Annotated in this window: 24 protein-coding genes and 1 pseudogene; 14 read left to right on the top strand and 11 right to left on the bottom strand. The window is 65.4% G+C overall.

The window, feature by feature from the left end; translation table 11 throughout:
• From H9L12_RS00470 to H9L12_RS00455, 4 genes are all read left to right on the top strand, one after another.
• Positions 1-1,155 carry an RluA family pseudouridine synthase gene (locus tag H9L12_RS00470; protein ID WP_187542169.1) on the top strand — a complete coding sequence of 385 codons (1,155 nt, stop codon included), beginning with the start codon at positions 1-3 and terminating at the stop codon, positions 1,153-1,155.
• Positions 1,152-1,823, top strand: coding sequence for an HAD-IA family hydrolase (locus H9L12_RS00465; protein ID WP_187542168.1), 672 nt, complete (start codon positions 1,152-1,154; stop codon positions 1,821-1,823). The genes H9L12_RS00470 and H9L12_RS00465 overlap by 4 nt, the downstream gene beginning before the upstream one ends.
• Before the next feature lie 73 nt (positions 1,824-1,896).
• Positions 1,897-2,283, top strand: coding sequence for a hypothetical protein (locus H9L12_RS00460; protein ID WP_187542167.1), 387 nt, complete (start codon positions 1,897-1,899; stop codon positions 2,281-2,283).
• A gap of 42 nt (positions 2,284-2,325) precedes the next feature.
• Positions 2,326-2,811 carry a DUF2721 domain-containing protein gene (locus tag H9L12_RS00455; protein ID WP_187542166.1) on the top strand — a complete coding sequence of 162 codons (486 nt, stop codon included), beginning with the start codon at positions 2,326-2,328 and terminating at the stop codon, positions 2,809-2,811.
• A gap of 25 nt (positions 2,812-2,836) precedes the next feature.
• Here the strand turns inward: H9L12_RS00455 and H9L12_RS00450 are convergent, their stop codons facing one another.
• Complete coding sequence (locus tag H9L12_RS00450; protein ID WP_187542165.1) at positions 2,837-3,034, bottom strand: hypothetical protein; 198 nt, start codon at positions 3,032-3,034, stop codon at positions 2,837-2,839.
• A gap of 75 nt (positions 3,035-3,109) precedes the next feature.
• Here H9L12_RS00450 and H9L12_RS00445 point away from each other — a divergent pair, with 75 nt between their 5' ends.
• The 3 genes from H9L12_RS00445 (at position 3,110) to H9L12_RS00435 (ending at position 5,155) form a co-directional block, all read left to right on the top strand.
• The gene (locus tag H9L12_RS00445) at positions 3,110-3,679 is read left to right on the top strand and encodes a hypothetical protein (protein WP_187542164.1); all 570 of its coding nucleotides are present in this window, start codon (positions 3,110-3,112) and stop codon (positions 3,677-3,679) included.
• 107 nt (positions 3,680-3,786) lie between these two features.
• Positions 3,787-4,764 carry a class II fructose-bisphosphatase gene (gene glpX, locus H9L12_RS00440; protein WP_187542163.1) on the top strand — a complete coding sequence of 326 codons (978 nt, stop codon included), beginning with the start codon at positions 3,787-3,789 and terminating at the stop codon, positions 4,762-4,764.
• Between the two features lie 208 nt (positions 4,765-4,972).
• Positions 4,973-5,155: a hypothetical protein gene (locus H9L12_RS00435; protein ID WP_187542162.1), complete on the top strand. Its 183-nt coding sequence runs from the start codon at positions 4,973-4,975 to the stop codon at positions 5,153-5,155.
• 424 nt (positions 5,156-5,579) lie between these two features.
• Here the strand turns inward: H9L12_RS00435 and H9L12_RS00430 are convergent, their stop codons facing one another.
• The 3 genes from H9L12_RS00430 to H9L12_RS00420 form a co-directional block, all read right to left on the bottom strand.
• Complete coding sequence (locus H9L12_RS00430) at positions 5,580-5,843, bottom strand: hypothetical protein (RefSeq protein WP_187542161.1); 264 nt, start codon at positions 5,841-5,843, stop codon at positions 5,580-5,582.
• 209 nt (positions 5,844-6,052) lie between these two features.
• Positions 6,053-6,214, bottom strand: coding sequence for a hypothetical protein (locus tag H9L12_RS00425; RefSeq protein WP_187542160.1), 162 nt, complete (start codon positions 6,212-6,214; stop codon positions 6,053-6,055).
• A 497-nt stretch (positions 6,215-6,711) separates the two neighbouring features.
• On the bottom strand, positions 6,712-6,930 hold the full coding sequence (locus tag H9L12_RS00420; RefSeq protein ID WP_187542159.1) for a cold-shock protein: 219 nt from the start codon (positions 6,928-6,930) through the stop codon (positions 6,712-6,714).
• 604 nt (positions 6,931-7,534) lie between these two features.
• On the opposite strand from H9L12_RS00420, the gene recJ reads away from it, so the two are divergent.
• From recJ to H9L12_RS00405, 3 genes are read left to right on the top strand one after another with little or no spacing between them, the layout of a single operon-like run.
• A complete protein-coding gene (gene recJ / locus H9L12_RS00415) occupies positions 7,535-9,319 on the top strand; it encodes a single-stranded-DNA-specific exonuclease RecJ (RefSeq protein ID WP_187542158.1) in 1,785 nt (594 codons plus the stop codon).
• Positions 9,316-10,128: a sugar phosphate isomerase/epimerase family protein gene (locus H9L12_RS00410; protein WP_187542157.1), complete on the top strand. Its 813-nt coding sequence runs from the start codon at positions 9,316-9,318 to the stop codon at positions 10,126-10,128. Before recJ ends, H9L12_RS00410 begins: the two co-directional genes overlap by 4 nt.
• Positions 10,125-10,976: an aldose epimerase family protein gene (locus tag H9L12_RS00405; protein WP_187542156.1), complete on the top strand. Its 852-nt coding sequence runs from the start codon at positions 10,125-10,127 to the stop codon at positions 10,974-10,976. The genes H9L12_RS00410 and H9L12_RS00405 overlap by 4 nt, the downstream gene beginning before the upstream one ends.
• On the opposite strand, the gene H9L12_RS00400 is transcribed toward H9L12_RS00405, so the two are convergent.
• Positions 10,973-11,968 (bottom strand): glycoside hydrolase family 5 protein, encoded by a 996-nt coding sequence (locus H9L12_RS00400; RefSeq protein WP_246450451.1) that lies wholly within the window; start codon positions 11,966-11,968, stop codon positions 10,973-10,975. The two genes, H9L12_RS00405 and H9L12_RS00400, sit on opposite strands and share 4 nt — an antisense overlap.
• Before the next feature lie 140 nt (positions 11,969-12,108).
• Here H9L12_RS00400 and H9L12_RS00395 point away from each other — a divergent pair, with 140 nt between their 5' ends.
• Entirely contained in the window at positions 12,109-12,480 is a 372-nt protein-coding gene (locus H9L12_RS00395; protein WP_187542155.1) for a DUF6491 family protein, read from the top strand.
• Positions 12,481-12,499: 19 nt separating this feature from the next.
• The gene (locus tag H9L12_RS00390; RefSeq protein WP_187542154.1) at positions 12,500-14,002 is read left to right on the top strand and encodes a tryptophan halogenase family protein; all 1,503 of its coding nucleotides are present in this window, start codon (positions 12,500-12,502) and stop codon (positions 14,000-14,002) included.
• Here H9L12_RS00390 and H9L12_RS00385 read toward each other — a convergent pair.
• Positions 13,999-15,357: a sugar MFS transporter gene (locus H9L12_RS00385; RefSeq protein WP_187542153.1), complete on the bottom strand. Its 1,359-nt coding sequence runs from the start codon at positions 15,355-15,357 to the stop codon at positions 13,999-14,001. The genes H9L12_RS00390 and H9L12_RS00385 overlap by 4 nt on opposite strands.
• A 107-nt stretch (positions 15,358-15,464) precedes the next feature.
• On the opposite strand from H9L12_RS00385, the gene H9L12_RS00380 reads away from it, so the two are divergent.
• Positions 15,465-16,928 (top strand): carboxylesterase/lipase family protein, encoded by a 1,464-nt coding sequence (locus H9L12_RS00380; RefSeq protein WP_187542152.1) that lies wholly within the window; start codon positions 15,465-15,467, stop codon positions 16,926-16,928.
• Complete coding sequence (locus H9L12_RS00375; RefSeq protein ID WP_187542151.1) at positions 16,928-17,665, top strand: GDSL-type esterase/lipase family protein; 738 nt, start codon at positions 16,928-16,930, stop codon at positions 17,663-17,665. Before H9L12_RS00380 ends, H9L12_RS00375 begins: the two co-directional genes overlap by 1 nt.
• Here H9L12_RS00375 and H9L12_RS00370 read toward each other — a convergent pair.
• The 5 genes and pseudogenes from H9L12_RS00370 to H9L12_RS00345 form a co-directional block, all read right to left on the bottom strand.
• Positions 17,662-19,167 carry a tryptophan halogenase family protein gene (locus H9L12_RS00370; protein ID WP_187542150.1) on the bottom strand — a complete coding sequence of 502 codons (1,506 nt, stop codon included), beginning with the start codon at positions 19,165-19,167 and terminating at the stop codon, positions 17,662-17,664. The genes H9L12_RS00375 and H9L12_RS00370 overlap by 4 nt on opposite strands.
• Positions 19,164-20,656, bottom strand: a pseudogene (locus tag H9L12_RS13215) (tryptophan 7-halogenase). Before H9L12_RS13215 ends, H9L12_RS00370 begins: the two are co-directional and overlap by 4 nt.
• The gene (locus H9L12_RS00355; RefSeq protein WP_246450449.1) at positions 20,653-22,155 is read right to left on the bottom strand and encodes a tryptophan halogenase family protein; all 1,503 of its coding nucleotides are present in this window, start codon (positions 22,153-22,155) and stop codon (positions 20,653-20,655) included. The pseudogene H9L12_RS13215 and the gene H9L12_RS00355 overlap by 4 nt, the downstream one beginning before the upstream one ends.
• A 103-nt stretch (positions 22,156-22,258) precedes the next feature.
• On the bottom strand, positions 22,259-24,379 hold the full coding sequence (locus H9L12_RS00350) for a TonB-dependent receptor (protein WP_187542147.1): 2,121 nt from the start codon (positions 24,377-24,379) through the stop codon (positions 22,259-22,261).
• Positions 24,277-25,581 (bottom strand): TonB-dependent receptor plug domain-containing protein, encoded by a 1,305-nt coding sequence (locus tag H9L12_RS00345; RefSeq protein ID WP_187542146.1) that lies wholly within the window; start codon positions 25,579-25,581, stop codon positions 24,277-24,279. Before H9L12_RS00345 ends, H9L12_RS00350 begins: the two co-directional genes overlap by 103 nt.
• Positions 25,582-25,666: the final 85 nt, after the last annotated feature.

Raw genomic sequence — 25,666 nt, 5'->3', positions numbered from 1 at the left:
ATGTCCACCCCCGCCACCGGCGACAATGTTCGCAGCTTCACCGTCGGCGACGACGACGACGGCATTCGTCTCGACCGCTGGTTCAAGCGCAACCTGCCGGACGTCAGCTTCAACCTCGTGTCGCGCTGGGCGCGGACCGGACAGCTGCGCGTCGACGGCAAGCGCGCCACCCCGGGCGATCGGCTGGAAGCCGGGCAGGTGCTGCGCGTCCCTCCGGCCGAACCCGCCCAGGCGGAGGGGCCGGGCGCGCGGCCGAAGCGGATCGTCGAGCCGCTGAGCGACGACGAGATGGAATTCGTGCGCGAAATGGTCATCGGCCGCGGCCGCGACTGGTTCATGCTCAACAAGCCGCCCGGCCTGGCAACCCAGGGCGGGACCAAGACCGTCCAGCACCTCGACCGCCTGCTCGACGGGCTGGCCGATGACGACGGGCATCGGCCGAAGCTGGTCCACCGCCTCGACAAGGACACCAGCGGCGCGCTGCTGGTCGCACGATCGGCACGCGCGGCGGGGCATTTCGCCAAGGCCTTTTCGGGTCGCACCGCGCGCAAGGTCTATTGGGCGCTGGTGGTCGGCGTGCCGAGCCTGGAGGAAGGGCAGATCGATGCGCCGCTCGCCAAGCAGCCGGGAACCGGCGGCGAAAAGATGCACGTCGACGAGGAAAACGGCCTGCCCGCGCGCACCCGCTACCGGTTGATCGACCGCGCCGGCAATCGCGCCGCCTGGGTCGAGCTGCAGCCGCTGACCGGGCGCACGCACCAGCTTCGCGCCCACATGGCGGCCATCGGCCACCCGATTATCGGCGATGCCAAATATGGCGGCGCCGCTGCATTCCTGACCGGCGGGATCAGCCGCAAGATGCACCTCCATGCCCGCCGGCTGAAGGTCGACGGCATGGATGGCAAGCCGATCGACCTGACGGCGGAACTTCCGCCGCATTTCGCCGAAAGCCTGGAAACGCTGGGATTCGAGACGATGGCGGGCGAGATGATGCCGCTCGACACGCCCGATCCCGCCAAGGCGCCCGAGACCAAGGCGCGCCGTGCCGCCGCCGCCGCCAAGACAGCGCGCAAGGCCCGCAAGGGCGAGCGGCGCGCGCGGGGCAGCCAACCGGCGCCCAAGCGGCCGGCCCGCCGCCCGACCAAGCGCAAGTGACCCGGCTGGCGATCTTCGATTGCGACGGCACGCTGGTCGACAGCGGCGCGACGATCCACCGTGCGCTGGAACTGGCGCTGCCCGCCCACGGCCTCGCCTGCCCGCCGCGCGAGCTGACCCGCAAGGTCATCGGCCTCAGCCTGGTCGAGGCAATGGCCGCGCTGGTGCCCGACGGTGACCATGTCGCGCTGGCCGAAACCTACAAGGAAGCGTTTATCGGCCTGCGCGGCGCCGGGCAGGTCGAAGAGCCGCTGTTCGAGGGCATCGTCGACTTGCTCGATGCGATGGAAGCGGACGGATGGGCGCTGGGCGTCGCCACCGGCAAAAGTGACCGCGGCCTCCGCCATTGCCTCGACAGTCACGGCCTGCACGATCGCTTCGTCACGCTGCAAACCGCGGACCGCAACCCGTCCAAGCCCGCGCCGGGCATGGCCCTGGCGGCGATGGAGGAAGCATCGGCGCTTCCCGAGCATACGGTTTTCATCGGCGACACTGCCTGGGACATGGGCTGCGCCATTAACGCCGGGTGCGGCGCCATCGGCGCGGCCTGGGGATACCACGAGCGAGAGGAGTTAACCGACGCCGGCGCGCACTGCGTTGCCGAACGACCGGACGAGGTGCTGCCGCTGGCCGGGCATTATCTGAAGATGGCACAGAACGACGAATGACAAGGACGTCATGAAACTCGTTCATCCGATTGAAAGGCGATGGCGCTCATCTTCTGGCCAAATGGAGAAGCGCGTGAGATTGCGATTGGCAGTATTGGTGATCGCCCTCGCCGCGCCCGGTGTCGCGCAGGCCGCTGATATCAAGGGCGAACACCGCCTGAGCGAAGCGGAGATCCAGAGGGTACTCGACGAGGCCGCGGCCAAGCGAGAGGCGCAGGACGCCGGTTACACTCGGCACACCGACATGATCGCACCCTCCTTGGAACCGGAAAAGCCGGTACGTCCCCTTCACGGCGAGATGGGATTCGCCGTCGGCACGGGCGGCTATCGCTCTGCCTTCGGCACCGCCGTCGTCCCGATCGGCAGCCAGGGCACGGCGGCCGTCAGCTTCGAGACGGGGCGTGGTAACGGCTATTACGGCCCCTATCCCGACGGGTACGGCCCCTACCCCTACCGCTAGGACCGCCTCGCCTTTGCGCGCCGCCTGGGGCATAGCCCGGGCATGGAACCGTCGATCCTGCCCCACGCCCCCGACCTTGGCCGACTGGCGACGATCATCAGCCAGGCCGTCGCGCCGGTCTTCCTGCTGGCCGGCGTCGGCGCCTTCCTCAACGTCACCACCGGCCGCCTCGCGCGCATCGTCGACCGCGCGCGCCAGCTGGAGCCGCGGCTGCTGGCCAGCCGCGGGCCGGAACATGACCGGCTGGTCGGCGAGATCCGCCTGCTCGACCGCCGCATGCGCCTCGTCAGCCGGACGGTGTTCTTCTCGGTCCTCTCGGCCCTCTTGATCTGCGCTGTCGTCGTCCTCCTGTTCGCCGCCTTCCTGACCGGCTGGGCGCTGGGAACGGCGGTGGCCCTGTTGTTCATCGCCGCCATGATCGCGGTTGGCGCGGCGTTCGCCATCTTCCTCCACGAAACGCAGCTTGCCGGCCGCGCGGTGCGCATCCGCTCCGAAGTGCTGATGCACCAGGCCGACGACGCCGAATGACGATTGGCGAGCCTCGCCGGCGACGTTAGAAGGAGCGCTTCAAAGGGGGAGTTTTCACGACCATGCTTTTCGCCGCCGTCGCGCTGGCCGCCGCCACGCCTGTCGCCCAGCCCGCCACCTCAGCGCCGCCGAAGGTCATCACCGTCGCGCCGAAATCGGACGCCAAGGAGCCGGCCGATTCCACGCCCGCCGTCGATCCGTTCGCCGAGATGGCGAAGGTCATGCAGATGTTCGACAAATTCTTCCCGCCGCTACCGGCGCCCGACCCCGGCGGCTGGCCGCGGCGCAATCGACCGCGATGGCGCTGCTTCCGCCCGGTTCCTACGGCAAGGGAATGGGCGAGTTCATGGACGGGATGGCCACCCGCGTCCTCGCGCTCAAGGGCTCCGACTTCGAGATGTTCGACAAGCCCAAGGTGGGCAAGGACGGCAAGCCGATGCCGGCCAAGGTCACCAGCAACCTGACCCTTCGCCAGCGGCTTGCCGCCGACGATCCCCACTTCGACGAACGTTATCGCCTCACCCGCGGCGCGATCATGACCGAGCTCGACAAGCTGTCGGTGGTGATCGAGCCGAAACTCCGAGAGGGCCTTGCCCGCGGCATTGCGCGCCGCTTCAACGACAAGCAGCTCGCCGACATCAACGCTTTCCTGGCGACCGACAGCGGCAAGGCGATGGGCGCGCATTTCCTCGGCCTGTGGTTCGATCCGGAAATGATGCGCTCAATGATGGGGACGATGCCGGAGATGGTATACGCCGCGCCAGGCGCGATGATGCGGATCGCCGCCGCGACCGCGCACCTGCCCAAGCCGCCGAAGAAGGAAACGCCCAAGGCGGCCGACAAGCCCGCACCCAAGAAGGGCAAGTAACGCCGGACCGGGCGGCGGGCTCGACGCCCCTGCTCGACAGGGGCGCGGCGCCCGCCTATCGGGCCGTGCATTCGTATGCATTGCCTGATCCGGGGGCTTAACCAGTCATGATTCGTCCGTCTTCGGTCCTCGACCGCGTTCTCGTCCTTGAAATGGTCCGGGTGACAGAGGCGGCCGCCATCGCCGCCTCCACGCTGGTCGGGCGGGGCGATGAAAAAGCCGCCGACGCCGCCGCGGTCGAGGCGATGCGCGCTGCGCTCAACGAACTGCCGATGGACGGCACGGTCGTCATTGGCGAGGGTGAGCGCGACGAAGCGCCGATGCTCTACATTGGCGAAAAGGTCGGCAGTGCGATCGGCAGCGGGCCGGCGATCGACATCGCCCTCGATCCGCTGGAAGGCACCACCATCACCGCCAAGGGCGGCGCCAATTCGCTGGCCGTGCTGGCCATCGCCGAGCGGGGCGGCCTGCTGAACGCGCCCGACACCTATATGGACAAGATCGCGATCGGCCCGGGCTATCCCGAAGGCACGATCGACCTCACCAAGTCTGTCACTGACAACGTGCAGGCGCTGGCCGCGGCCAAGGGCGTCGAACCGGGCGAGATCATCGCCTGCGTCCTCGATCGCCCGCGTCACGCGTCGATCATCGCGGAGCTGCGCGCGCTGGGCTGCGGTATCATGCTGATCCCCGACGGCGACGTCGCGGGCGTCATCGCCACCACCGACCCCGACACCACCGTCGACATCTACATCGGCCAGGGCGGCGCGCCGGAAGGCGTGCTGGCGGCGGCGGCGCTGGCCTGCGTCGGCGGCCAGATCCAGGGCCGGCTGGTGTTCCGCAACGAGGACGAACGCGCCCGCGCCCGCCGTTGGGGCATCGAGGACCTCGACCGCGTCTACAAGCTGGAGGACATGGCGCGGGGCGACTGCATCTTCGCCGCCACCGGGGTCACCGACGGATCGCTGCTGTCAGGCGTCAAGCGCCGCAAGGACCACTGCATCCGCACCGAATCCATCGTCATGCGCGCCAGCAGCGGCACCGTCCGCCGCATCACCGGTGAACATCGCAAGGGCGTCGCCTAGGCGCCCGTTTCCCCGATGGTGACCGCCACGAAGTCGGCGCTCGGCGGGTGCTTGACGATAAGAGGGACTGAGAATCGCGTTCTTAGGCTGAGGCACCCGTTAGGCGATCCGTCAGCCATGTGTTACAAGGACCTATCGCGCCATATTGGTTTGTAGGCCAGGCGGGGCTGGGAGACGTCGCGCTCTCGCTTACGCATGGGAGGCCACGATGGACCTCAATTATCTCTATTCCCGCCACCAGATTTCGCTGGTGAACGCCGATGCAGCGGTCGATCCCGGGGCACGGATTGCCCATCAACAGCTGTCGCGAGCCTATGGCGAAATGATCAGGAACCTTGGCGGAGCATTGCATCACACCGGTGAATGCGCCGACAAGGGCATCGCCCGATGAGCCGGGCAATGAACGTGCAAATGTCGCCCGCCGACATCAAGTCGGCCTGTTCGAAAATCGATGTCGACATCTCGACCCTTGAGCCCCTGCCGGGTGGAGGGTCAGGCTGGTTTGCATGAGTATCGATGGCGCGGCCAAGATGCGCCATAGCCTTCGAACGAAACTGATGCCGGACGATGCAGCCCGTTTTGCCCTGACCAGCCGGCGCGTAATCTGGTGACGGCTGGCGAATCTGGCCTGTCAACGCCGGACCGGATCGCGCGCTATGTGGGTTTAGCGACTGACCATCTGCGGTTGGCGGCACAGAGCGCGGACCCGCGCACGTTTCAAGTCTACAGTTTGAAGAGCGAATTTTACGCGCGAGCGGCCGAGGTCGAAGCGGTCGCATCGCGTTAACGGATAGCTCCTGAAGCGAGTTCAGGTATCAGGCGATCGAGCGGCGTCCCGGGAAGCGCCCGCTGAGCTTTTCAATCTGGAGTAGCGCCCGCGCATCCTTGGCATGCACGTCGGCTAGACGTGTTTCCATGCCAACCTGGTACAGCACCACCCATCGGTCGGAGGAGCGTTCCTCAAGCCTGATGATGAATCGTTCGGATATGAAGCCGCTCGAAGTTTGCAGAAATAACATTTGCCATTCTCTTGATGGGGCCTTCCGGCCATAGCCTATCTTGTGCGGGAAGCGGCTCATTGCGACCCAGATCTACTCGCCTGACATCGCCCTTCGCGGTCACCATCCGCGCTGGCGCAATCGTTCGATGCTGCGTGCGTGATCTTCGAGATAATGAGCAATGCTCAAGAAGATTTGCCCACCGTCGGATGCGAGCCTGCTTGCGGCAAGGCGGCGGCACGATTCGGCATCCTCCCGAAGCTGCTCGACCGGCGCCGGATCAGCCGCCTTCACGAGGCAAGGCCAATCGTGCCGTCGAGCTTCGCACGCTCGATCAGGCCGAAAAGGCGATCTGCAATCCTCTGGTGGACGGCGCGCGCTTGCTCCGACGGAGCGTTCGCGGCGCCGATCCGTGCAATGCAATGTTCGCGGTAAATGAAATTCAGGTCCATGAATGCTCCCGGGAAAGCGGGAGCGCGGGCGGTCTCTCAGTCGCACATTGCCTGAAACGATTTCGTGCGATGAACGCTCATAACACAGTGCGGTCAACGGGCCTAATCACGGGCCAGATGACCGCCGCCCTTGGGATTAGGGGCGGCGGACCGTTCTACTCGGTTAGCCGATAACCTCCAGCGCGGCGGCATATGCCAGCCGGTTTCGCTGGGGCGGATACAACCGCAAGGTCTTCGGATCGGGATGATGGATGCGAACCGTTCGATCGGTCCGCGAAGTTTCATTGTTCATGATCTTGGGGCGGCAATGCCGCCTTCTCTCTTTCGTTGGCTTGTCGCTTGGCAGCGGTCTGGGCAATGCGATCCGCCAGGATCGTCCACGCCTCCTCGGCGCGAAGGCAACGCTCACGCACATGCGAAAGCGTAGCCTCTTCACCCTCGCGGCGCGCCTGGTCGGCGCGATCGCGATAAAATTGCAGGGAGTTGCTGTTCAAAGCCTACTCGGCCGAAGGCTCGACGGCCTTCAGATTGCAGGCACTCATTTTCCCGCGATTTTCTTCGAGGTCGTAGGAGACGCGATCGCCTTCCCTAAGCGTGCGCATACCCGCGCGCTCGATGGCGGAAATGTGGACGAAGGCGTCACTCCCGCCCTGTTCCGGAGTGATGAAGCCAAAACCCTTGGCGTCATTGAAGAATTTTACGGTGCCGGTGGTCATAATACATTCCTTCGATTGAGAAACCGGACATCGGTTCCTCAGCTATGAGAGGCCAGGGAAGGAAGCGGAGCCGCAAAGCGCCGAAGACCATCGATTGCGACTGAAAGCTTGCCTGCTTTAAGCGATAAATTAAATAATTGATAGCCAAGAATTTTTTTCCCGTCGGGATCGCGATGTTTCGCCAGGCCTGCGCTCCCGTGACTATTAGAGCAGCGGATCGCCCGCTTGGCTCGCCCGCGCTGCAAGTCGATTACCCCACGGATTGGCTTTCGTCTTTGCCGGCTGGAGCTTCCTTTGCTCTCCGAAGCAGTTCTCTTACTTGCCGAAGACGAGGCCCTGATCGGCATGACCAAGCATCTGTACAATGCGGTCACTGCTTTGGTGGATACGGCACCGCAGGGGCCGTAATCTCGCACTGCGAAAGCTTCGCGTCCGCATTCCACCCAAAGCAGAACGTCAGCGCGCCCACTGTCCTACGCTGCTGCTTTGCGCCATGATGCTCGAATGCTGACCTTGGGTTCCCCCGCGCGACCGACCCGACTGCGGTCGCGCGATGGCAAGGTGGGGGGACGTGCCGTAAACTTAGGAAACTTTCAGGCCTGACATGGCGACCCAATCGATCCGCGAATCGCTCGACGACCTGGCCTGCGGCGTGGCCCAGTCGGTCACCGGCCAGCCGTGGCGCTGGCGGCGGCGGGGTGGCGATGAACTTGACGTCGACCTGACCGACCAGTTGCTGCTCGCCCGCGGCATCGCGGCGGACGACCTTGTCCGCCACCGCGCGCCGACGCTCCGCGATTTCCTGCCCGATCCGTCCCGATTTGCCGACATGGACCGGGCCGCGGCGCGGTTGGCGGATGCGGTCGACGACGGAGAGACGATCGCCATTTTCGGCGACTACGACGTCGACGGCGCGACCTCCGCCGCCCTCTTAACCCTGCTGCTGCGGCGGCTGGGTGTCGAACCGATGGTCTACATCCCGGACCGTTTGATGGAAGGGTACGGCCCGTCGGGCCGCGCGCTGGTCGAACTCAAGGAACGGGGCGCCTCGCTGGCGGTGACCGTCGATTGCGGTGCGCAGGCGTTCGATGCGCTGGCCGAGGCGAAGGCCGCGGGGCTCGATGTCATCGTCTGCGATCACCATCAATGCGCCGCGACTCTGCCGGCCGCCCATTCGGTGATCAACCCCAACCGGCTCGACGAGAGCGAGGACGGCGCCGCTCATGGCCACCTTGCCGCGGTGGGAATGGCATTCATCCTCGGGGTCGCCCTGCTACGCGAATTGCGCCGCCGGGGCCGCTTCGTCGATGGCCGCCCGGAACCCAAGATCCTCGATTTGATCGACTTGGTTGCGCTCGGCACCGTCGCCGACGTCGCCAAGCTGAAAACCCTCAACCGCGCCTTTGTGACCCAGGGCCTGAAGGTCATGGCCGGACGGCAGAACATCGGCCTTGCCGCGCTGGCCGAAGCCGCGCGGCTGGTGAAACCGCCGTCGTCGCGCGACCTTGGTTTCGCGCTGGGCCCGCGGATCAATGCCGGCGGCCGGGTCGGCAAGTCCGACCTTGGCGTGCGCCTGCTGACCGCCACCGATCCCGAAGAAGCGCGGACCATCGCCGCCGAACTCGACCGCCTCAACGAGGAACGGCGAGCGATCGAAATGATCGTCACCGAACAGGCCACCGCCGCTGCCGACGCGCAGGCCGACGCGCCGCTGATCATCGTCTCGGGCCGCGGTTGGCACCCCGGCGTCGTCGGGATCGTCGCCAGCCGCCTGAAGGAAAAATACGGACGCCCCGCCATCGTCATCGCCGAGGATGAGGAAGGCACCGGCAAGGGGAGCGGCCGATCGATCAACGGCGTTGACCTCGGTGCTGCGGTGCTCGCCGCGAAGGATCACGGCCTGCTGGTCGCCGGCGGCGGTCATGCCATGGCGGCGGGCGTGACCGTCGCGCCCGGCGGCGTCGCTGCGCTGTCCGATTTCCTCAACGAACGGCTGGCGGCGACCATTGCCGAAGCGCGGGGCCAGCGTGCACTGACGCTCGACGCATTGGTCGCGCCCGGGGGCGTCGCGGCCTCGCTGTGCGATGCGCTGGATCAGGCGGGGCCCTATGGCGCCGGCTGGCCGGCGCCGCGCGTCGCGGCGGGTCCGGCACGTCTGCTGCGCCCCGGCGTTGTCGGCAACGGTCACGTCCGGGCGGTTGCAATCGGCGACGACGGCAAGTCGTTCAAGCTGATCGCCTTCCGCGCCGCCGATACGCCGCTGGGCCAGGCCATCTTGTCCGCCCCGGCGGATTCGCGCTGGTATCTCGCCGGGACCATCCGCCGGGACGAATGGAACGGGGGCAATGCCGCGGAAATGCATCTCGAAGACGCAGCGATCGCGTCATGACCAGGTTTCGCCTCTGCCTCGCCGCCTTGCTGGTCGCCGCCGCTCCACCGGCGGCCCCGGCGCGCATGATCGTCGGTGCGCAGCTTTATACCGCCCGCGACGCGCTCGCCCGGGATCTGCCCGGGACCCTGGGCGCCATTCGCCAAAGCGGATATCGCGATGTCGAAGTTGCTGGCGTTGGCCAAGTTCCCGCCGCCCGCCTCCGGCGGTCGCTCGACCGCGCCGGACTTCGCGCCCACGCCTTCCACGCCGACTGGAAGCTACTCCGCGATACTCCGGCGTCCGTCTTCACCGATGCTCGCATTCTGGGAGCGCGCTTCGTCGTCCTCGCCTGGTTGCCCCCGGAGGAACGGGCGACGGCGGCGCAGTGGCGTGTGTGGGTCGCGCGGCTCAATCGCCTAGGGCTCGAAGCCAGGCGTCGCGGCCTGCGGATGGCCTACCACCCGCACGACTTCGAATTCGGGCAGGTGGACGGAATCGTCCCGTTCGACCTACTCCGCGACGGGCTGGACCAGCGCCTCGTCGACTTCGAAATCGACGTCTACTGGGCGGCAAAGGCAGGGCGCGATCCGGTTGCGCTGGTCCGGTCGCTCGGCCGCCGGACGCCGCTGCTCCACCTCAAGGACATCGATTGCCGGACGCGCGCTTTTGCCGACGTCGGCGACGGCTGCCTCAACTGGCCGGCGCTGATGAGGGCCGCCCGCGCCGCCGGCGTGACCCATGCCTATATCGAACGGGACGATCCTCAGGACGCTGTCCGATCGCTGGACCGGGGGCGGCGGTTCCTGGTCCGCAAAGGCCTTCGGTGACGCCAACGGTCGCGTTGCGCAACGGCCCGGCCGAGTGCCTCGTCGCGCCCGCGCTTGGCGGATCGATCCTGGCGTGGCGGATCGGCGGGATCGACATATTGCGGCCCGCCGCGGCCGGTGCCGTCTCGCCGTTGGAACTGGCGAGCTTTCCGCTGGTGCCGTTCGCCAATCGCATCGCTCACGGCCGATTCCGTTTCGACGAGATCGACGCCTTACCCGGCCCTCACCCGGTCGCCGATCCGCATGCGCTTCACGGTCATGGCTGGGAAAGCGCCTGGATCGTCGTCGACCAGTCCGATCGTTCGGTCATGCTGGAATTCGAACGGCCCGGCGATGACGCGTGGCCCTGGACCTATCGCGCCCGCCAGCACATCGAACTCGATCCGCTGGAGCTTCGGACGGCGATCACCATCGAGAATCTTTCGCCGCAACCGATGCCAGCCGGTGCCGGCATACACCCCTACTTCCCCCGCTTCGTCACCAGTCGCGTCACGGCAGTCGCCAAGCAGCGATGGGACAATGACGCCAGCGGGCTGGCCGTCGCCTCGGCCGACGACACGCGCTTCGCTGATGGCAGCCGAAGCGTCGACGAGTTGGAAGGCCTCGACCATTTCTTCCCGGCGTCGGACCCGGTTCGCATTTCCGCGCCCGCAGGCGACATCGAGATCCCGCTCGGCGACGCCGCCGGCTTTCACCTCTACGTTCCCACGGGTCTCGCGCACTTCTGCGTGGAGCCCGTCACCCATCCTCCGGATGCCCTGGGCCGCGGCGACCGCGAAGCGATGGCGGTGCTTTCGCCCGGGGAGCGCAGGACGTGGCATTTTCCCCTGCGCTGGACGCCATCCTAGCGGGGAATGAGTGCGCCCCGGATCGGCTCGACGAAGCGGTCTGCTTTCATGTCCCACAGCAGGAAGTCGCTGTCGAACTGCCAATAGGCCCAGGTGAAGCCGTTCTTCTCCGCCTCACGCGCCACTGCCGACGTCCAGGCGACGCGCTGATCGGTCGGCGTCCCGCTTTTGTCGTAGGCGCCGAATTCGCCGAGGTAGATCGGGCGATTGTTGGCCTTCGCCCAGTCCGCGACCTTGGCGAAATCCTCCGACAATTGCCGGTGATCGGCCTCGCTGCCCCAGGTCACACCGCGCAATTCCTGCAGGTCGGTCCAGCTTGCCCCCTGGTGGGTGAAGCGGAACGGGTCGTAATAATGGAAAGTGACGATGAGGTTGCGGTCGTCGGCCGGCAGCTTGAGCGACGGAAGCTCGCGAAAGCTGTTCCAGCTGGTCGGGCCGATGATGACCTTTCGCGTCGGGTTCGACCGCCGGACGATCGCCAGCATCTCGACCAGCATGGTGTTCCACGCCGCCGCATCCAGCTTGGCGTGCGGCTCGTTCAGAAGCTCGAAGGCAACGCTGGCGGGGCGCGACCGGTAGCGCGGCGCAACCTGTTCCCAAAAGGCGCCAAGCTTTACGCGGCAGGTCGCGACGTCCTTGGCGCAGGCGTTGAAGTCATGTTCGTCGAGGATGATGCCCAGCCCCGCCTTCGACGCCTCGTCGACGACCCGATCGAGTTTGCGAAGCCACGCCTCCGGAAGCCGGTTTTTCGAATCCATCTTGTCGAAGACGAACAGGTTCAAACGGACATGGTCGAAGCCCGCCGACTTCAGCGCGGCAAAATGACGCCATTGGAAACGCGCGCTCGCCTCGTGTTTCCAATAGGGGTCGTAGCCCAGCACGTTGACGCCCCGCCGGAATTCGCTGGCCGCCGGCGCATCCTTTGCCGCTGCGGCCCCCGGCATAGCGAGTGCTGCGGCCAATCCGGCAAGCGCCGCCAATATACGCTTCATCGTCACTCTCCCCATTTTTGTGATAGCGCTATCATCAACCGGGCCGATGCGGCAATGGCCGTGCCATGCTTTCGCTTGCGATGAATGCCGGAACGGTGCTCAATCGATGGCGGCGGCGGAGCAGGATACGAGGAACCATCATGCGTACGACCATTGTCCTCCCGGCGATCGCGGCGATCACCGCCTGTGCGGTGCCCGTCGAGCGGAACGACGACATCCTGGCGCAAGCGTTGGCGGGCCGGACCGCAGGCGCAGCGCAACGTTGCGTGTCGACCACGCCGTCACAAAACATTCGGGTGATCGACTCGCGTCATGTCGCCTACGAGAACGGGCGCACCCTCTGGGTGAATACCCTGCTTGCGAATTGCCCGTCGCTCGATCCCCACAATCTGGTGATCGTTGAACGCGGCGGGTCCGAGATTTGCCGCGGCGATCGCGTGCGCGCGGCAGAGCCTGGCGCAATCATCGCCGGGCCCACCTGCAACTTGCAGGACTGGGTGCCTTACCGCTGAAATGATCGGGGGGAGTGACGTGTCGCGCGAGGATCAGATTCGCCGCATCGTGATTGTCGGCGGCGGCACCGCCGGCTGGATGACCGCCGCCGCGCTGTCGCGGTTCCTGGGCGGCGGCCGACGCCGGATCATCCTGATCGAATCGGATGCGATCGGCACGGTCGGCGTCGGCGAAGGGACGATCCCGCCCATCCTGGAATTCAACCGGTCGCTTGGCATCGACGAACGCGAATTCCTGCGTGCGACGAAGGCAAGCTACAAACTTGGCATCTCTTTCGACGAATGGCTCGAACCGGGCCATCGCTACTTTCACCAATTCGGCGATATCGGCCATCCGCTCGAGGGATCCGCGCTCTACCAATTGTGGCTGAAGCACCGTTCGGACAGTCGGGTCGGTCCGCTCGACGATTATTCGATGTCGGGCGCCGCCGCGGCCCAGTGCCGGTTTGCCTGGCCGACGGGCCAGCCTAACTCCCCGCTCAACGCCTTGTCGTACGCCTTCCACTTCGATGCGTCGCTCTATGGCCAGTTCCTACGAGGATTTGCCGAAGCGCGCGGTGTCGAACGGATCGAGGGCCGCATCGTCGAGATCCACCGCGACGGCGAAACAGGCGATGTAGCCGCGGTCTCGATCGAAGGGGAACGCAAGGTCCGCGGCGACCTGTTCGTCGACTGTTCGGGATTCCGGAGCATGCTGCTGGGCGAGACGCTGGGCGTTCCTTTCCAGGACTGGAGCCACTGGCTGCCGTGCGATCGGGCAGCGGCCGTTCCGTCGGCGCGGACCGATCCGATGACGCCCTTCACCCGGTCGACGGCGCGCCCCGCGGGCTGGCAATGGCGAATCCCGCTGCAGCACCGAACCGGCAACGGTCATGTCTATTCGAGCGCCCACATGAGCGACGACGAAGCGGAGCGGCTGCTGCTTGAATCGCTCGACGGTGAGCCGATCGCGGCGGTCAACCGCCTTCGTTTCAAGGCGGGACGGCGGGAGCGGAGTTGGGCCGGCAACGTCGTCGGCATCGGGTTGTCGAGCGGTTTCCTTGAGCCGCTGGAGTCGACCAGCATCCACCTTATCCAGCGCGGCATTCAGAAGCTGATCGCGCTGTTCCCCGACAGGCGGTCGATGACGGTGGAGCGGGACGAGTACAACCGGCACATGGTCGAAAGCTATGAGCCGATCCGCGACTTCATCATCCTGCACTACAAGGCGAACCGCCGGACGGAGCCGTTCTGGGTCGAGCGCCGCGAGATGGCCGTCCCGGACAGTTTGCAGCACAAGCTCGACCTGTGGGCCGAGCATGGCCGCGTTTTCCGTTACAACGAAGAGCTGTTCGACATCTCGAGCTGGGTGGCGGTGATGATCGGCCAGGGGTTGATCCCGCGCGGGATCGATCCGGTCGCGGACGCCCTGCCCGACGCCGGCGTCCTGTCAGCGATGACGGAACTTCGAGCGGCCTACGCCGACACGGCGCGGTCGATGCCCTCGGCTTCCGAGTTTATCGACCGCGCCGTCGCAAGCTAGTGAACCGTCGCGGCGGTTGGTTCGTCGCGCAGCGTGACCTTGGCCTTGTGCGACGCAATCGCGAACACACAAAGCAGGGCATAGCAGGCGGCCGGAACGATCAGCGCCGCGTGGTAGCTGGTGATTTCCGACACCTTGCCGACCAGTAGCGGGAGAAGCGCGCCGCCGACGATCGCCGTGCACAGCAGGCCCGACGTCGCTTCGGTGCTGGCCGTCGACCGTTCGAGCGTGATCGTGAAGATCACTGGGAACATGATCGAATTGAACAGGCCGATGCCCAACGCGACGAATCCGGCGCTGACGCCGCCGACCATCACGACATAGAGGCACATCGCCGCGGCGATGGCGGTGAACACGGCCAGCAGCTTCGGCGCCGAGAAGCGCGCCAGCAGGACCGAACCGATCGCCCGGCCGACCATCGCGCCGCCCCAGTAGAAGCCGACAGCCTTGCCTGCCTCCTCGACCGAGACGCCGGCGATGCCGTCGCTGCCCATCGTCGCACCGAGCAATGGAACAGCGAACGGGGCGTCGGACAGACCCCAGATGGCGTTGTCGTTGAGGAACGCGGTCATCTGCGTCCCGATGGCGACTTCCGCGCCGACGTAGAGGAAGATCGCGGCGCCGCCGAACAGCGCCCACTTCGATGAGAGGGCGTCGCTGATAAGCGCACCGACGCCCTGCCCGCTGTCAGCCGCCGGGGCGGGAAGCGCGGCGGTGACCGTGCGGCGATAAATCCACATGAACAGCGCCAGCGCGGCAATCATCCCGCACAGCCAGACATAGGCGGTGTCGATGCCGCCGAGCGCGCGTTGCCGCACTTCTTCGGTCACGACGACGCCTTCCTTGACCTCCAGCCCCTTCAGGAAAAGGTGGGAGCCGAGGATCGGGGCGATGAACGTCGCCAGCGAGTTGAACGTCTGGCTGAGCGTCAGGCGGAAGTGGCTTTTCGACGGATCGCCCAGAGCGGCGACCAGCGGGTTGGCCGCGACCTGAAGGATCGTGATCCCGCTCGCCAGGACGAACAGGCCGACCAGCACCAGCGTGAATACCGCTGCATTGGCCGCCAGCAGGATGATCAGGCAGCCTACGATCATCGCGATCAGCGCCGCGATGATCGACGGCATCGCCCGCACCCGCGACAGCAATGCGGCGGCGGGGAAGGAGATCAGGCCGTAGGCGATGAAAAAGGCGAAGGCGACGAACTGCGCCTCGAAGCGCGTCAGTGTGAAGATGCCTTTGACCGCGGCGACCAAGGGATCGTTGAGGGCGGTGATGAAGCCCCACGCGAAGAACAGGCATGTGACGATGATGAACGCGCCGGTGACGCCAGAGGTCGGCTTGCTTTCCGAGACCACCCATTCCTCCCCTTTTTATGGTCGCGAAGGAGTGGCAGCGAAAAACCGATGGCACAAGGGCGAACGGTAGCGTTACCGTCCGGCTCAATCGCAAGGGGGATGTGCCGGTGCTCCGATTCTTGTTTCTTTCATTGAGTGCGCTGATTTCCACCACGGCGCACGCGCAAGTGGTCCAGACGGCCAGCGGGCAAGTGCAGGGCAGTCCGCACAACGGCGGCGTCATTTTCCGAGGCATCCCATTCGCCGCTCCGCCTATCGGCGCTCTTCGCTGGCGCGCGCCGCAGGCGGCCGTGCCGTGGACCGGCGTTCGGGCGCCGGTCGCCCAACCGAAGTCGTGCCTGCAGAACGACTATGGCTGGAACCGAGGCGACTTCCTGATCGGCAGCGAGGACTGCCTGACGCTCGACGTGCGCACGCCGTCGCTCACCGGCAAGCGGGCGGTGCTGGTGTGGATTCACGGCGGCAGCAACCGCGCGGGGGGACCCAACGATATCGTCACCGCGAACCTGGGCCCGGACATCGTCGTCGTCGGTGTTCGCTATCGCCTCGGCATCTTCGGCTTCCTGTCCCACCGCCAGGCCGCGGCGGAAGGAGGCGGTGCGTCCGGCAATTACGGCCTGATGGACCAGATCGCCGCCCTGCAATGGGTCAACCGGAACATCCCGCGCTTTGGCGGCGATCCGGCGCGCGTAACAATCGCCGGCGAAAGCGCCGGCTCGCAGGATACGTCGCTGTTGCTCGCCTCGCCGGCCGCCAGGGGCCTGTTCGCCCAGGCGATCATGGAAAGCGGGACGCCGGGATTCGGCCTTCCCTTCCGGCCGCTGGAAGACGCGCTGCGCCTCGGCGATCAGCTCGACTGGCTGATGGCCAGCGGCGGCGACATTTTGCGGTTGCGCGAAATGTCCGCCCCGGCACTGCTCGCCGCCGACAAGCAATTGCACGACGATGCGCTGGAAGCGGACGACTATCTCTGGCTCAGGACGACGATTGACGGTCGGGTCCTGCCCGCGTCGCCGGACCGGCTGCTTCGCACGGCACCACCGCGCCCGGTGATCGTCGGCAGCAATGCGCTGGAGCTCGACCTGCCCGGGGGCCGGGTCCGCCGCGACGCGTTCATTGCCAAGGCGTTCGGCAGGAATGATGCTTTCGCCCGCTCCTTCTACAAGGCGAGCGAGCCCGATCCCGAACCGCATCCGCGTTTGGGGACACTCGATCAGCAGATCGCGACCGACGTGACGTTTCGCTGTCCCGCGGGAACCTTGTCCCGCCTGCTCGCCGCGACCGGATCGCGGGTGTGGCGCTACGAATTCGACGCGGCGCCGGGTGGCGGCCGTACGACCCACGCGCTCGAAATCGGCTATGCCTTTGGCGACCGGGAGTTAAAGCCCGGGTTGTCGCTGAAGCCCTATTGGGTCAATTTCATCACCACTGGGAATCCGAACGGGCGCGGCCTTCCCGAGTGGCCGCGGTTCGACGGCAAGGACCGCAAGCATGTCCTGTTCGACGCCGACGGCGCAACGATCCGGGGCGACCTTCGGCCTGAAATCTGCTCGAAGCTGGAAAGGCTGTGATGAGCCTTCATCGTCGTTCTATCCTTGGCGGGGCCCTCGCCGCGCCGCTGGCATTGGCCGCGACGCCGGCCCTGGCCGAGGATAGTTGGGAAGAGCAGCGCAAGCGCACCCTGCTCACCGACTTCGCCCAGTTGGCCAAGTATCGCGACGATAACGCGCGCATCCTGGCCGCGGGCGAACCGGTCGATATTGTCTTCCTTGGCGATTCCATCACCGAAGGCTGGCGCGGATCGCGGCCAGGCTTTTTCAGCCCTGGCCGGGTCGGCCGTGGGATAAGCGGCCAGACGACATCGCAGATGTTGCTGCGGATGATTGCCGATGTGGTGGAATTGAGGCCGAGGGCGATGCACTTCATGGCCGGCACCAACGACATCGCCGGAAACACCGGGCCGATGACCGAGGCGATGAGCCGCAATAACGTTGCCATGATCGCCGACATCGCCGCCGCCCACCGCGTTCGCCTGGTCCTGGCGTCGATCCCGCCCGCCGCTTCATTCCCGTGGCGGCCGGGTGTCGAAACGCTGGCGCCGATCGCGTCGCTCAACCGCTGGCTGCGCGACTTTGCGCGCGGACGCGGACTGACGTTCGTCGATTATCACCCGGCGATGGCCGACCGATCTGGCGGCATGAAGGCCGGCTACGCCGATGATGGCGTCCATCCCACCATCGCCGGCTACCGAGCGATGGAGGGCGTGCTGGAACCTGTCCTTGCCCGCTTGCCGAAGGCGCGGCGCTAGGTCGCCGACGCGCAGTTCTGGCGGATGTAATCGTCGTGCATGGGCAGCCCGGCGACGCGCTGCTGAATGGCGGCGCGAATACGGTCGAGGGTAAGGTTGAGGTCGTCCTGCGGCATGGCGTCCGCGACCGGATGATAGCCAGTGGGCCGGATGCCCTGCCCCCACAGGATCGCGAACCAACTGATCTCGCTGAACAGTTCGTTGGGACCCGGCAGGGTTTCACCGCGCGTCCGGAACAGTTCCAGCTTGTCGGCGAGCGAGGTCGGAATTTCCATCGTCCGGAGGTAATTCCAATAGTCGGAATCGTCGCGTTCGGTGACGTGATAATGGGCGATGAGGAAGTCGCGGATGGCTTCCAGCAACAGGTTCATCTCGTCGTTGTAGCGGTCAACGACGATCGGATCGAAGCGACGGTCGGGGAAGAAGGCGATCAGCTTCATCACCGCCACCTGGATAAGGTGGATGCTGGTCGATTCCAGCGGCTCGAGGAAACCGCTCGACAAGCCCATTGCGATGCAATTCTTGACCCAGCAGCGGCGCCGGCGCCCCGGCGTGAATCGCAGCGTTCGAGGATCGGCAAGCGGCTTGCCGTCGACGTTGGCGAGCAGGATGTCGCGCGCCTCGTCTTCCTTGATGAAGGAGTCGGCGAAGACATGGCCGTTGCCGATGCGATGCTGCAACGGGATGCGCCATTGCCACCCGGCCTTGCGCGCGGTCACGCGGGTGTAGGGCGTGGTCTGCTCGGTCCGCTCGCACGGCACCGCGATGGCGCGGTCGTTGAGCAGCCAATGGTTCCAGCTTTCGTAATCGGAGCCAAGGGTCTCGCCGATCAGCAGGCCGCGAAAGCCGGAGCAATCGAAGAACAGGTCGCCCTTGATTCGCCGCCCGTCGGCCATCGTCACGAAAGTTATATTGCCGCTCTCTCCATCCTGCTCGACCCCGACCACCTTGCCCTCGCGCCGAACCACTCCGCGCCGTTCGGAATAGCGGCGGAGGAACGCGGCGTAGGTCGATGCATCGAAGTGGAAGGCGTAATTGATGTTGGGCAGGCCGCTGTTGTCGCGGCCGGCCCGCCCGAACAGCCCTTGCGCGGCCGCCAGCGTCTCGGCGCTGAACGTGGACGGGTCGGCGCTGGCGTTGCCGGCGATGGATCGCAGCCAATATTGGATGAAGCCGGTGCCGTTGCGGATCTCCGCGCCGAGCAATCCGAAGTTGTGGAAATAGCGATGACCAAGGCGGCGCCAGTCGACGAAGTCGATGCCCAGCTTGAAGGTCGCGTTGGTCTCGCGAACGAACTCATTTTCGTCGAGACCAAGCAGCTTGTTGAAGAACATGATCGGCGGGATGGTCGCTTCACCGACGCCGACCGTACCGATCTCATCGGATTCAATCAGGGTTACGGTGATCTTGTTTCCCAGCGCCTTGATCAAGGCGCTGGCGGCCATCCAGCCGGCCGTTCCACCGCCGACAATGACAACGTCGCGGACGGGATCTGCGGTCACTGGGCAGGCTCGGTTTGGAAGCCGCGCAAGAATTGCGTCACGGTCGGCATTGCCTCGACAAGCGTCGCGATATCGCGCAGCCGCTGCTGGACCCGCTGGATGTGCGCGGCATCCGGCAATAGGTCGACGCGCGGGTCGTAAGACTCCGGCACCACGCCGTGACCGACGAACAACTCGGTCCACCGCGCCGCGTCGAATGGTTCCTCGTCAAGGATGGGGACGTCGCCGCGCAGGGCAAACAGTCGGCTTTTTCGTTCCAGCGTCTCGGGCGGGGCGGCATCGCGAACCGCATCCCACAATGGCTCGTCGAAGCGCCGGTTCAGGGCGTAGTGCGCCGCCTGGAAATCGCGAATGCCGGTCAGCAGTCCGCGCAACTGGCGATTGTAGGCCGCCGCCTCGGGAAATGACGACTTGGTCGTCGGGAACAGGGCGATCAGGTGCGAAAGGCCGGCGTGGATGACGTGGATGGCCATCGCATCGAGCGGATCGAGAGAGGCAGCCGCCTCACCAATGGCGATGCAATTGCCCTGCCACGGCGACCGCATGCCGGGGCGCAGCGCCGCGACCACGACGTCGCCGGCGAGCGGCAGACCGGTCAGCGCCGGCAGCTGTTTGGCAAGGCGCCGTTCGTCGATATGCGCGGACGAGAAAGCGGCCATGACCCCGGTTCGCCGAGCGAGCGGATACAGGCCGACCCACCCTGCGCGAAAGCAGACACCTGGCTGTAGGCTGGCGGGTTGGGCAACTGGGCGGCGGACGCGGTCAGGATCCGATCGCACGGAAGCCAGCGGCTCCAGTCCTCGAAATCGTCGTGCTGCGGCGACGACAGCACCGCATCCGGTCCCGACGCGTCGATGAACAGGTCGCCTTCGATGCGCTCGCCCTCCGCCGTGACGACCGCGACGATCCGGTCGCCCTCGCGCTCCACCGTTACGCCGTTCGTAAAGGTGGACGGGATGCCCGCCTGCTGGCCGAAGCGATGGAGGACGGCTGCATATGGCCCGGCTTCGAGGTGGTAGCCGAAACCTGCATTGAGCGGCCCAGACGTCTCGTCAGACAGGCCGGGCACCCGGCCCTGACGCGCGGCCACCGAGCCGAGGGAAAAGTCCTCCAGCGGAACGCGAAGACCCTCCAGCCGGCCCTTTGCCCAATATTGTGCGAACGGGATGTCGCCGTCGCCGGGCGGTTCGGTGTCGAAGCCGAGCACGAACGGCGGCGCCCCGCCCGACCAGTTTGCAAACCGCTGCCCGACCATCGGCACCGCGCCGCACAGCCGGGGAAGCACCGCATCGCTGATCCCGAGTGTACGGTGCAGCGCGACGATCGACGGGACGGCGGCAAGGGCGTCGGTCGGCTGCAGATAGCTTGGCAACTCGACGACCCGGACCTCGAGATCCGCGCGGCCAAGTGCGCTTTGGAGGCCGATCGCTGAAAGCCAGAGCGGGATGTCCCGACCGACGACAACCAGGCGGCGCACGCGGTCCGTCATCCGTTGATCCCGGCGTAGCGCTCGACGACGGTCGAATGCTTCAGCATGGCGTCGACACGATCATCGATGTCAGCGCGGAGGTCGTCCATTTCGTCCATCAGTGCAGCCGCCGGGATGGCATCGGCGAGCGGATGGTAATGCTCAGGTCTGAGGCCCTGGCCGAAATAGACCGCAAGCCAGCTGGGCGGCGTGAACAGGCCGTCGCGATATTTCTCGACGAACCCGGAATGGCGGAACAGCTCCATTTTCTCGGTCAGGCTGTCGGGCACGCTCATCGACCGGCAATAGCGCCACAGTTCGGAATCGTCGCGTTGGTTCAAATGATAATGGAGGATCAGGAAGTCACGGATGCGATCATATTCAAGGTCGACCCGGCGGTTGAACTCGGCTGCGAGCGAGGGGTCCGCGCGACGTTCGGGGAACAACGGCACGAAGTGCATGATGGCGATCTGCGCCAAGTAGATACTGGTCGATTCCAACGGTTCCAGGAAACCGCTCGAGAGACCGAGCGCGACGCAGTTCTTGCGCCAGGATTCAGTCCGGCGACCAGCGCCGAATTTCAGCAGTCGCGGTTCCGCCAGGGTCGGTTCGTCAAGCGCTGACAGCAGCTGTTCGGCAGCGCGGTCCTCGTCGATGAAGCGCGACGAGAAAACGTAGCCATTGCCCGTGCGATGCTGAAGCGGAATGCGCCAGCGCCAGCCTGCCTCCATCGCCGTCGACCTTGTGTAAGGCGTCAACTCGCCGGCGCGTTCGGTCGGAACAGCCAGGGCGCGGTCACAGGGCAACCATTTCGTCCAGTCCTCCCACGGCGAGTCCAGGGTCTGCCCCAGCAGGAGTGAACGGAACCCAGAGCAGTCGATGAAGAAATCGCCGCGAATCTCTTCGCCATTCTCCAGTCGAAGCGCGACGATATTGCCGCTCTCCGCGTCGGTCTCGACGTTGGCGACCTTGCCTTCGGTCCGGCGGACGCCGCGGCGCTCGGCGATGGTGCGAAGGTATCGGCCGTACAGGCTGGCATCGAAGTGGTAGGCGTAGCTGTAGCTGCTGCCGATGGACTGGCTGGATTTGGGCGGGAAGTCGAAACGGTTCGCCACTCCTGCCCGGCAGGCGAAGCTGAAATCGTCGATCTGGCCGGGAAGGCCTTCCCGCGACGCGCGAAGCCATTTGTGGTGGAAGATATGCTCGGTGCCTGGCGGGCCATGAATCCCGAACGGGTGGATGTAGGAGGAGCCGAGCGAGCCCCAATCGACGAACTGGATGCCAAGCTTGAAGGTGGCGTTGGTCGCCCGCATCATTTCAGCTTCATCGATGCCGCACAGGTCGTTGAACGACTTCATCTGCGGGAGCGTCGCTTCGCCGACGCCGACGATCCCGATTTCGTCGCTTTCGATCAGGTGCACCCGGCAACGGGCTGGTGGCAGGAGCGAAACGAGGCCGGTCGCCGCCATCCACCCGGCCGTGCCACCGCCAAGGATGATCACATCGATCGGTTCATTCACGGTTGTCGGCCCCACCGTTCGCGCAAGCGTTCACCGCCTCACTTTGGCGCAGAAAGAAAAAGGGCGCCACCCGGAGGAGTGGCGCCCTGATCGTGACGAACGATTACTTACCGAACCGGACGCGGACACCCATGGTCAAGCGGCGGTCGTTCTGGAACCAGGCATTCGGCGTCAGGACGATGCGCCCTTCGGGGCTGTCTTCGTCGGTCACCTGCTGCAAGAGCCTGGTCTTGGTGTTGAGCAGGTTGCTGCCCTGGAAGCTCAATTCGATATTGTCGCTAAGCCCGTAGCGGATCGAGCCATCGAGGAAGCCTGCCGACTTCTGCCACACCGGCAGATAGACGCAGCAGTCGACCACCGTGACGAGATATTTCGACCGCCAGTTGTAGGCCAGTCGAACCGCCAGACGGTTCTTTTCATACAGGCCGACAAGGTTGGCCGAATGCTTCGACAGTCCTTCGAGCGAACCCGGGTTCAAGGCCGTTCCGGCGTTGCCGTCGTTCGTCTGGTTGCCGCCGGTGCTACCCACCGGGGTCAGCGCCGAATTCGGCACCCCGCTGTTCTTCACATAGGTGTAGTTGGCCTGGATACCGAGACCGTCGAGCGGCTTCGGCAGGAAGTCGAAGAAGCGGTTGTAGGCCACTTCGAAGCCCTTGATCTTGGCGCCGCCACCATTGGCCGGACCACGGACACGGACGGTCCGCGTGACCCCGTTATTCGTCAGGTCGAGGTTGAAGATGCCGTACTGGATGTAATCCTTGAAGCTCTTGTGGAACACGGCAAAGCTGAACAGGCCGGCGTTCCCGAAGTAATGTTCGAGCGAAAGGTCGAACTGCCACGCGGTCGTCGGCTTCAGATACGGGTTGTAGGCATTCGCCTCGTACGTCGGCGTGACCCCGATCACTTCGCCGGTCGGGCTGTTGCCTTCGCGGATGTAGCGAGGATCGCTGGCGTCGCTGGGCAGGCCGGTCGTCACCGACGTGAAGTTCTTCAGGAGCCCCATGTCGGGACGAGACATGGCCTTCGACGCGGCGAAGCGCACCAGCCAGCCCGGCGACAGGTCCGCCTTGACGTTGAAGCTTGGCAGCCATTGATGATGCGAAGCCTTGGCCGTGCTGGAGGTCGAGGCACCGTTGATGAAGGCCAGGTCATCGTCCGACAGGTAGCAGAACGCCGGGTCTGCCGGAGTGCCCGCCGGAGGCGGCGGCTGCTCCGGATCGACTTCCAGGACACCGTCGCAAACGGCCTCGGGCGGATCGCCTTCGAAATAGACGTAGTTGTTCTGGGGGAAGCGGGTGTAGCCCGAGCTGACATTCTTCGTGTTGACGTAACGAACGCCGACGTTGCCCGAAATCGTCATCCCGCCGATCTGGGCATCGGGCCCGCCGAAACGCAGCATGGCGTACAGCGCCTTGGTCGTTTCCGACACGTCGGCGATTTCGTTGTCGACGAAGCAGCTGTCCGGGAGTTCGTTCAGGCGGGTGCAGATCGGGCGCCACTGTTGCGAACCAACCCCGATGTTGTCGTAGCTGTATTCGTCGGTCCGGTGCGCCTTCAGCGCGTCGACCGGCACGAACGGGAATTCGCCGAGGTTGCCGCCGAAGAACGACTGGCCGAACGGCGAAATTTCGAAGAGGCCGCTGGGATAAACCGGGCTGTCGAGGTTCCAATACGCCTGCTGGTTGTCGCCCCAGGTGTTGGCGACATTGCCCCAGTTGTAGGTCGACCACCGCACCGTCTGGTCGCGATCAGCATAGCGAGCGCCGACCTTCAGCGATGACAGCCAATTGGTGTTGAGGTCATATTCCGCATCGCCGCGGAAGGCCCATTCGGTGCCTTCGCTTTCCTCCAGATGGTCCATGACCGAACGGAGGTACCAGTTGTTGGCGTTGGCGAGGCCGCCAGCCGACTGGTTGACGTTGGTCGGGGCCGACAGCTCGATGCGCGGATATTCGCCCGTCGCATCGAGGAAGACGTTGGCGAATGAGTGATGTTCGACCGAGATGTCGTAGTTGTCGATTTCCGACTTCACATACTGGCCGTCGAAATTGAACCGCAGGCGGTCGGTCGCCTCCCATTTCAGGTTGCCCGCAAAGTCCATCGTCATGTTGCGGTTCTGGTTCATGCGGCTGCCGGTGCCGACTTCCGACGCATAGCTTGGCTGGCCGGGCGCACGATATTCGCAATTCGCCGCGCCGCCCCAGTTATAGCAGGCGTTGAACATCGGCTCGCCCTGGTCGTTGGCGCCAAACCCCTGGTTCGCGTCCGGGCTGCCCCACCAGAATTGCCCGCGCTGTTGTCGCGGTTGAATGTCCCCGACTGGAAATTCCCGTCCGAATCGAACGTGAAGTCAGGTGTCCCCGGTGCCGGAATCGGAACGCGTCCGCTCAGATTGCCAGACCCATTGAGCGGTCCGACGACGCGGGCGCGAACATCCTGACCGAAAAGGTCGGGGCCAAGGCCGAAGGCGCCGAACGAGCGTTCCTGCCAGGTGTTCTTGTACACCGACCGGTTGAACTGGGTCGTGAAGAGCAGCTTGCGATCGTTGCTGCGCCACTGGCCGGCGAGCGCGATGCCGGTGCGCTTGCGGTCATATTCGTTGTCGAGGAAGTTGATCGAATAGGGGATGTAGGCCGTGTCCGGACCGTCCGGCCCGAAGCCGTTGTCGATGATCGCGGCACGGCCATACTGGATGCCCTGCGAGGCCGTGACGACCCGCGAGTAGGCCGCGTTGCCCATCAGGCCGATTTCGCCGATGCCGGTCTGCCAGCGATTGCTGTAGAAGACGTTCGCGTCGGGCGTCCACTTCTTCGACAGGTCGTTGTAGTTCATGTTCGCGCCGACCTGGAACAGCTGCCCGGTCGCATCGAACGGCACGCGCGTACGCAAGTTGATCGAGCCGGCGATCCCGCCTTCGATCATTTCGGCGGTCTGGTTTTTGTAGGTGTCCACACCCGCCATCAGTTCCGGCGTAATGTCACCCCAGCTGAGGCCGCGCGAGCTGTTGGCGCTGAACGAATCGCGGCCGTTGAATTCGGAGCGGACCTGCGGGAGGCCGCGGACGATGACGCCCGACGGTTCAGCCGAGAAGTGCGCGGTGTCGCTGGTCGCGGCGAACCGGTTGACGGTGATGCCGGGCACGCGCTGGAGCGCTTCCGCCACCGATTTGTCGGGAAAGGCGCCGATGTCGGTCGCGGTAATCGAATCGACGACCGTGTCGGCGTTGCGCTTGATGTTGCGCGACGTCGCGAGGGCGCGGCGCTGGCCGGTCACGATGACCGTTGTCGGATCGTCGGTCGCTGCATTGGCGGGCGATGTTTCCGGATTGTTGCCCGCGTCAGGGTCGGTCTGAGCGCTGACCGACGTCGTCGCCGAGGCCGAGTCATCGGTCTGCTGCGCAAAGGCATGGCCAGGCAGCAGGAACATCGTCGCAAGCACGACCGAAGAGGCCCCGCAGCGAGCGACCGCGCACGAAGACGAACCGAGCGAGAAATCATGGATGCCCTCCCCT

This window comes from Sphingomonas rhizophila, from assembly GCF_014396585.1.
Lineage (GTDB): Bacteria > Pseudomonadota > Alphaproteobacteria > Sphingomonadales > Sphingomonadaceae > Sphingomicrobium > Sphingomicrobium rhizophilum.
Note: the sequence above shows the minus strand (reverse complement) of the source record. Positions and strands in the feature narration are given on the sequence as shown.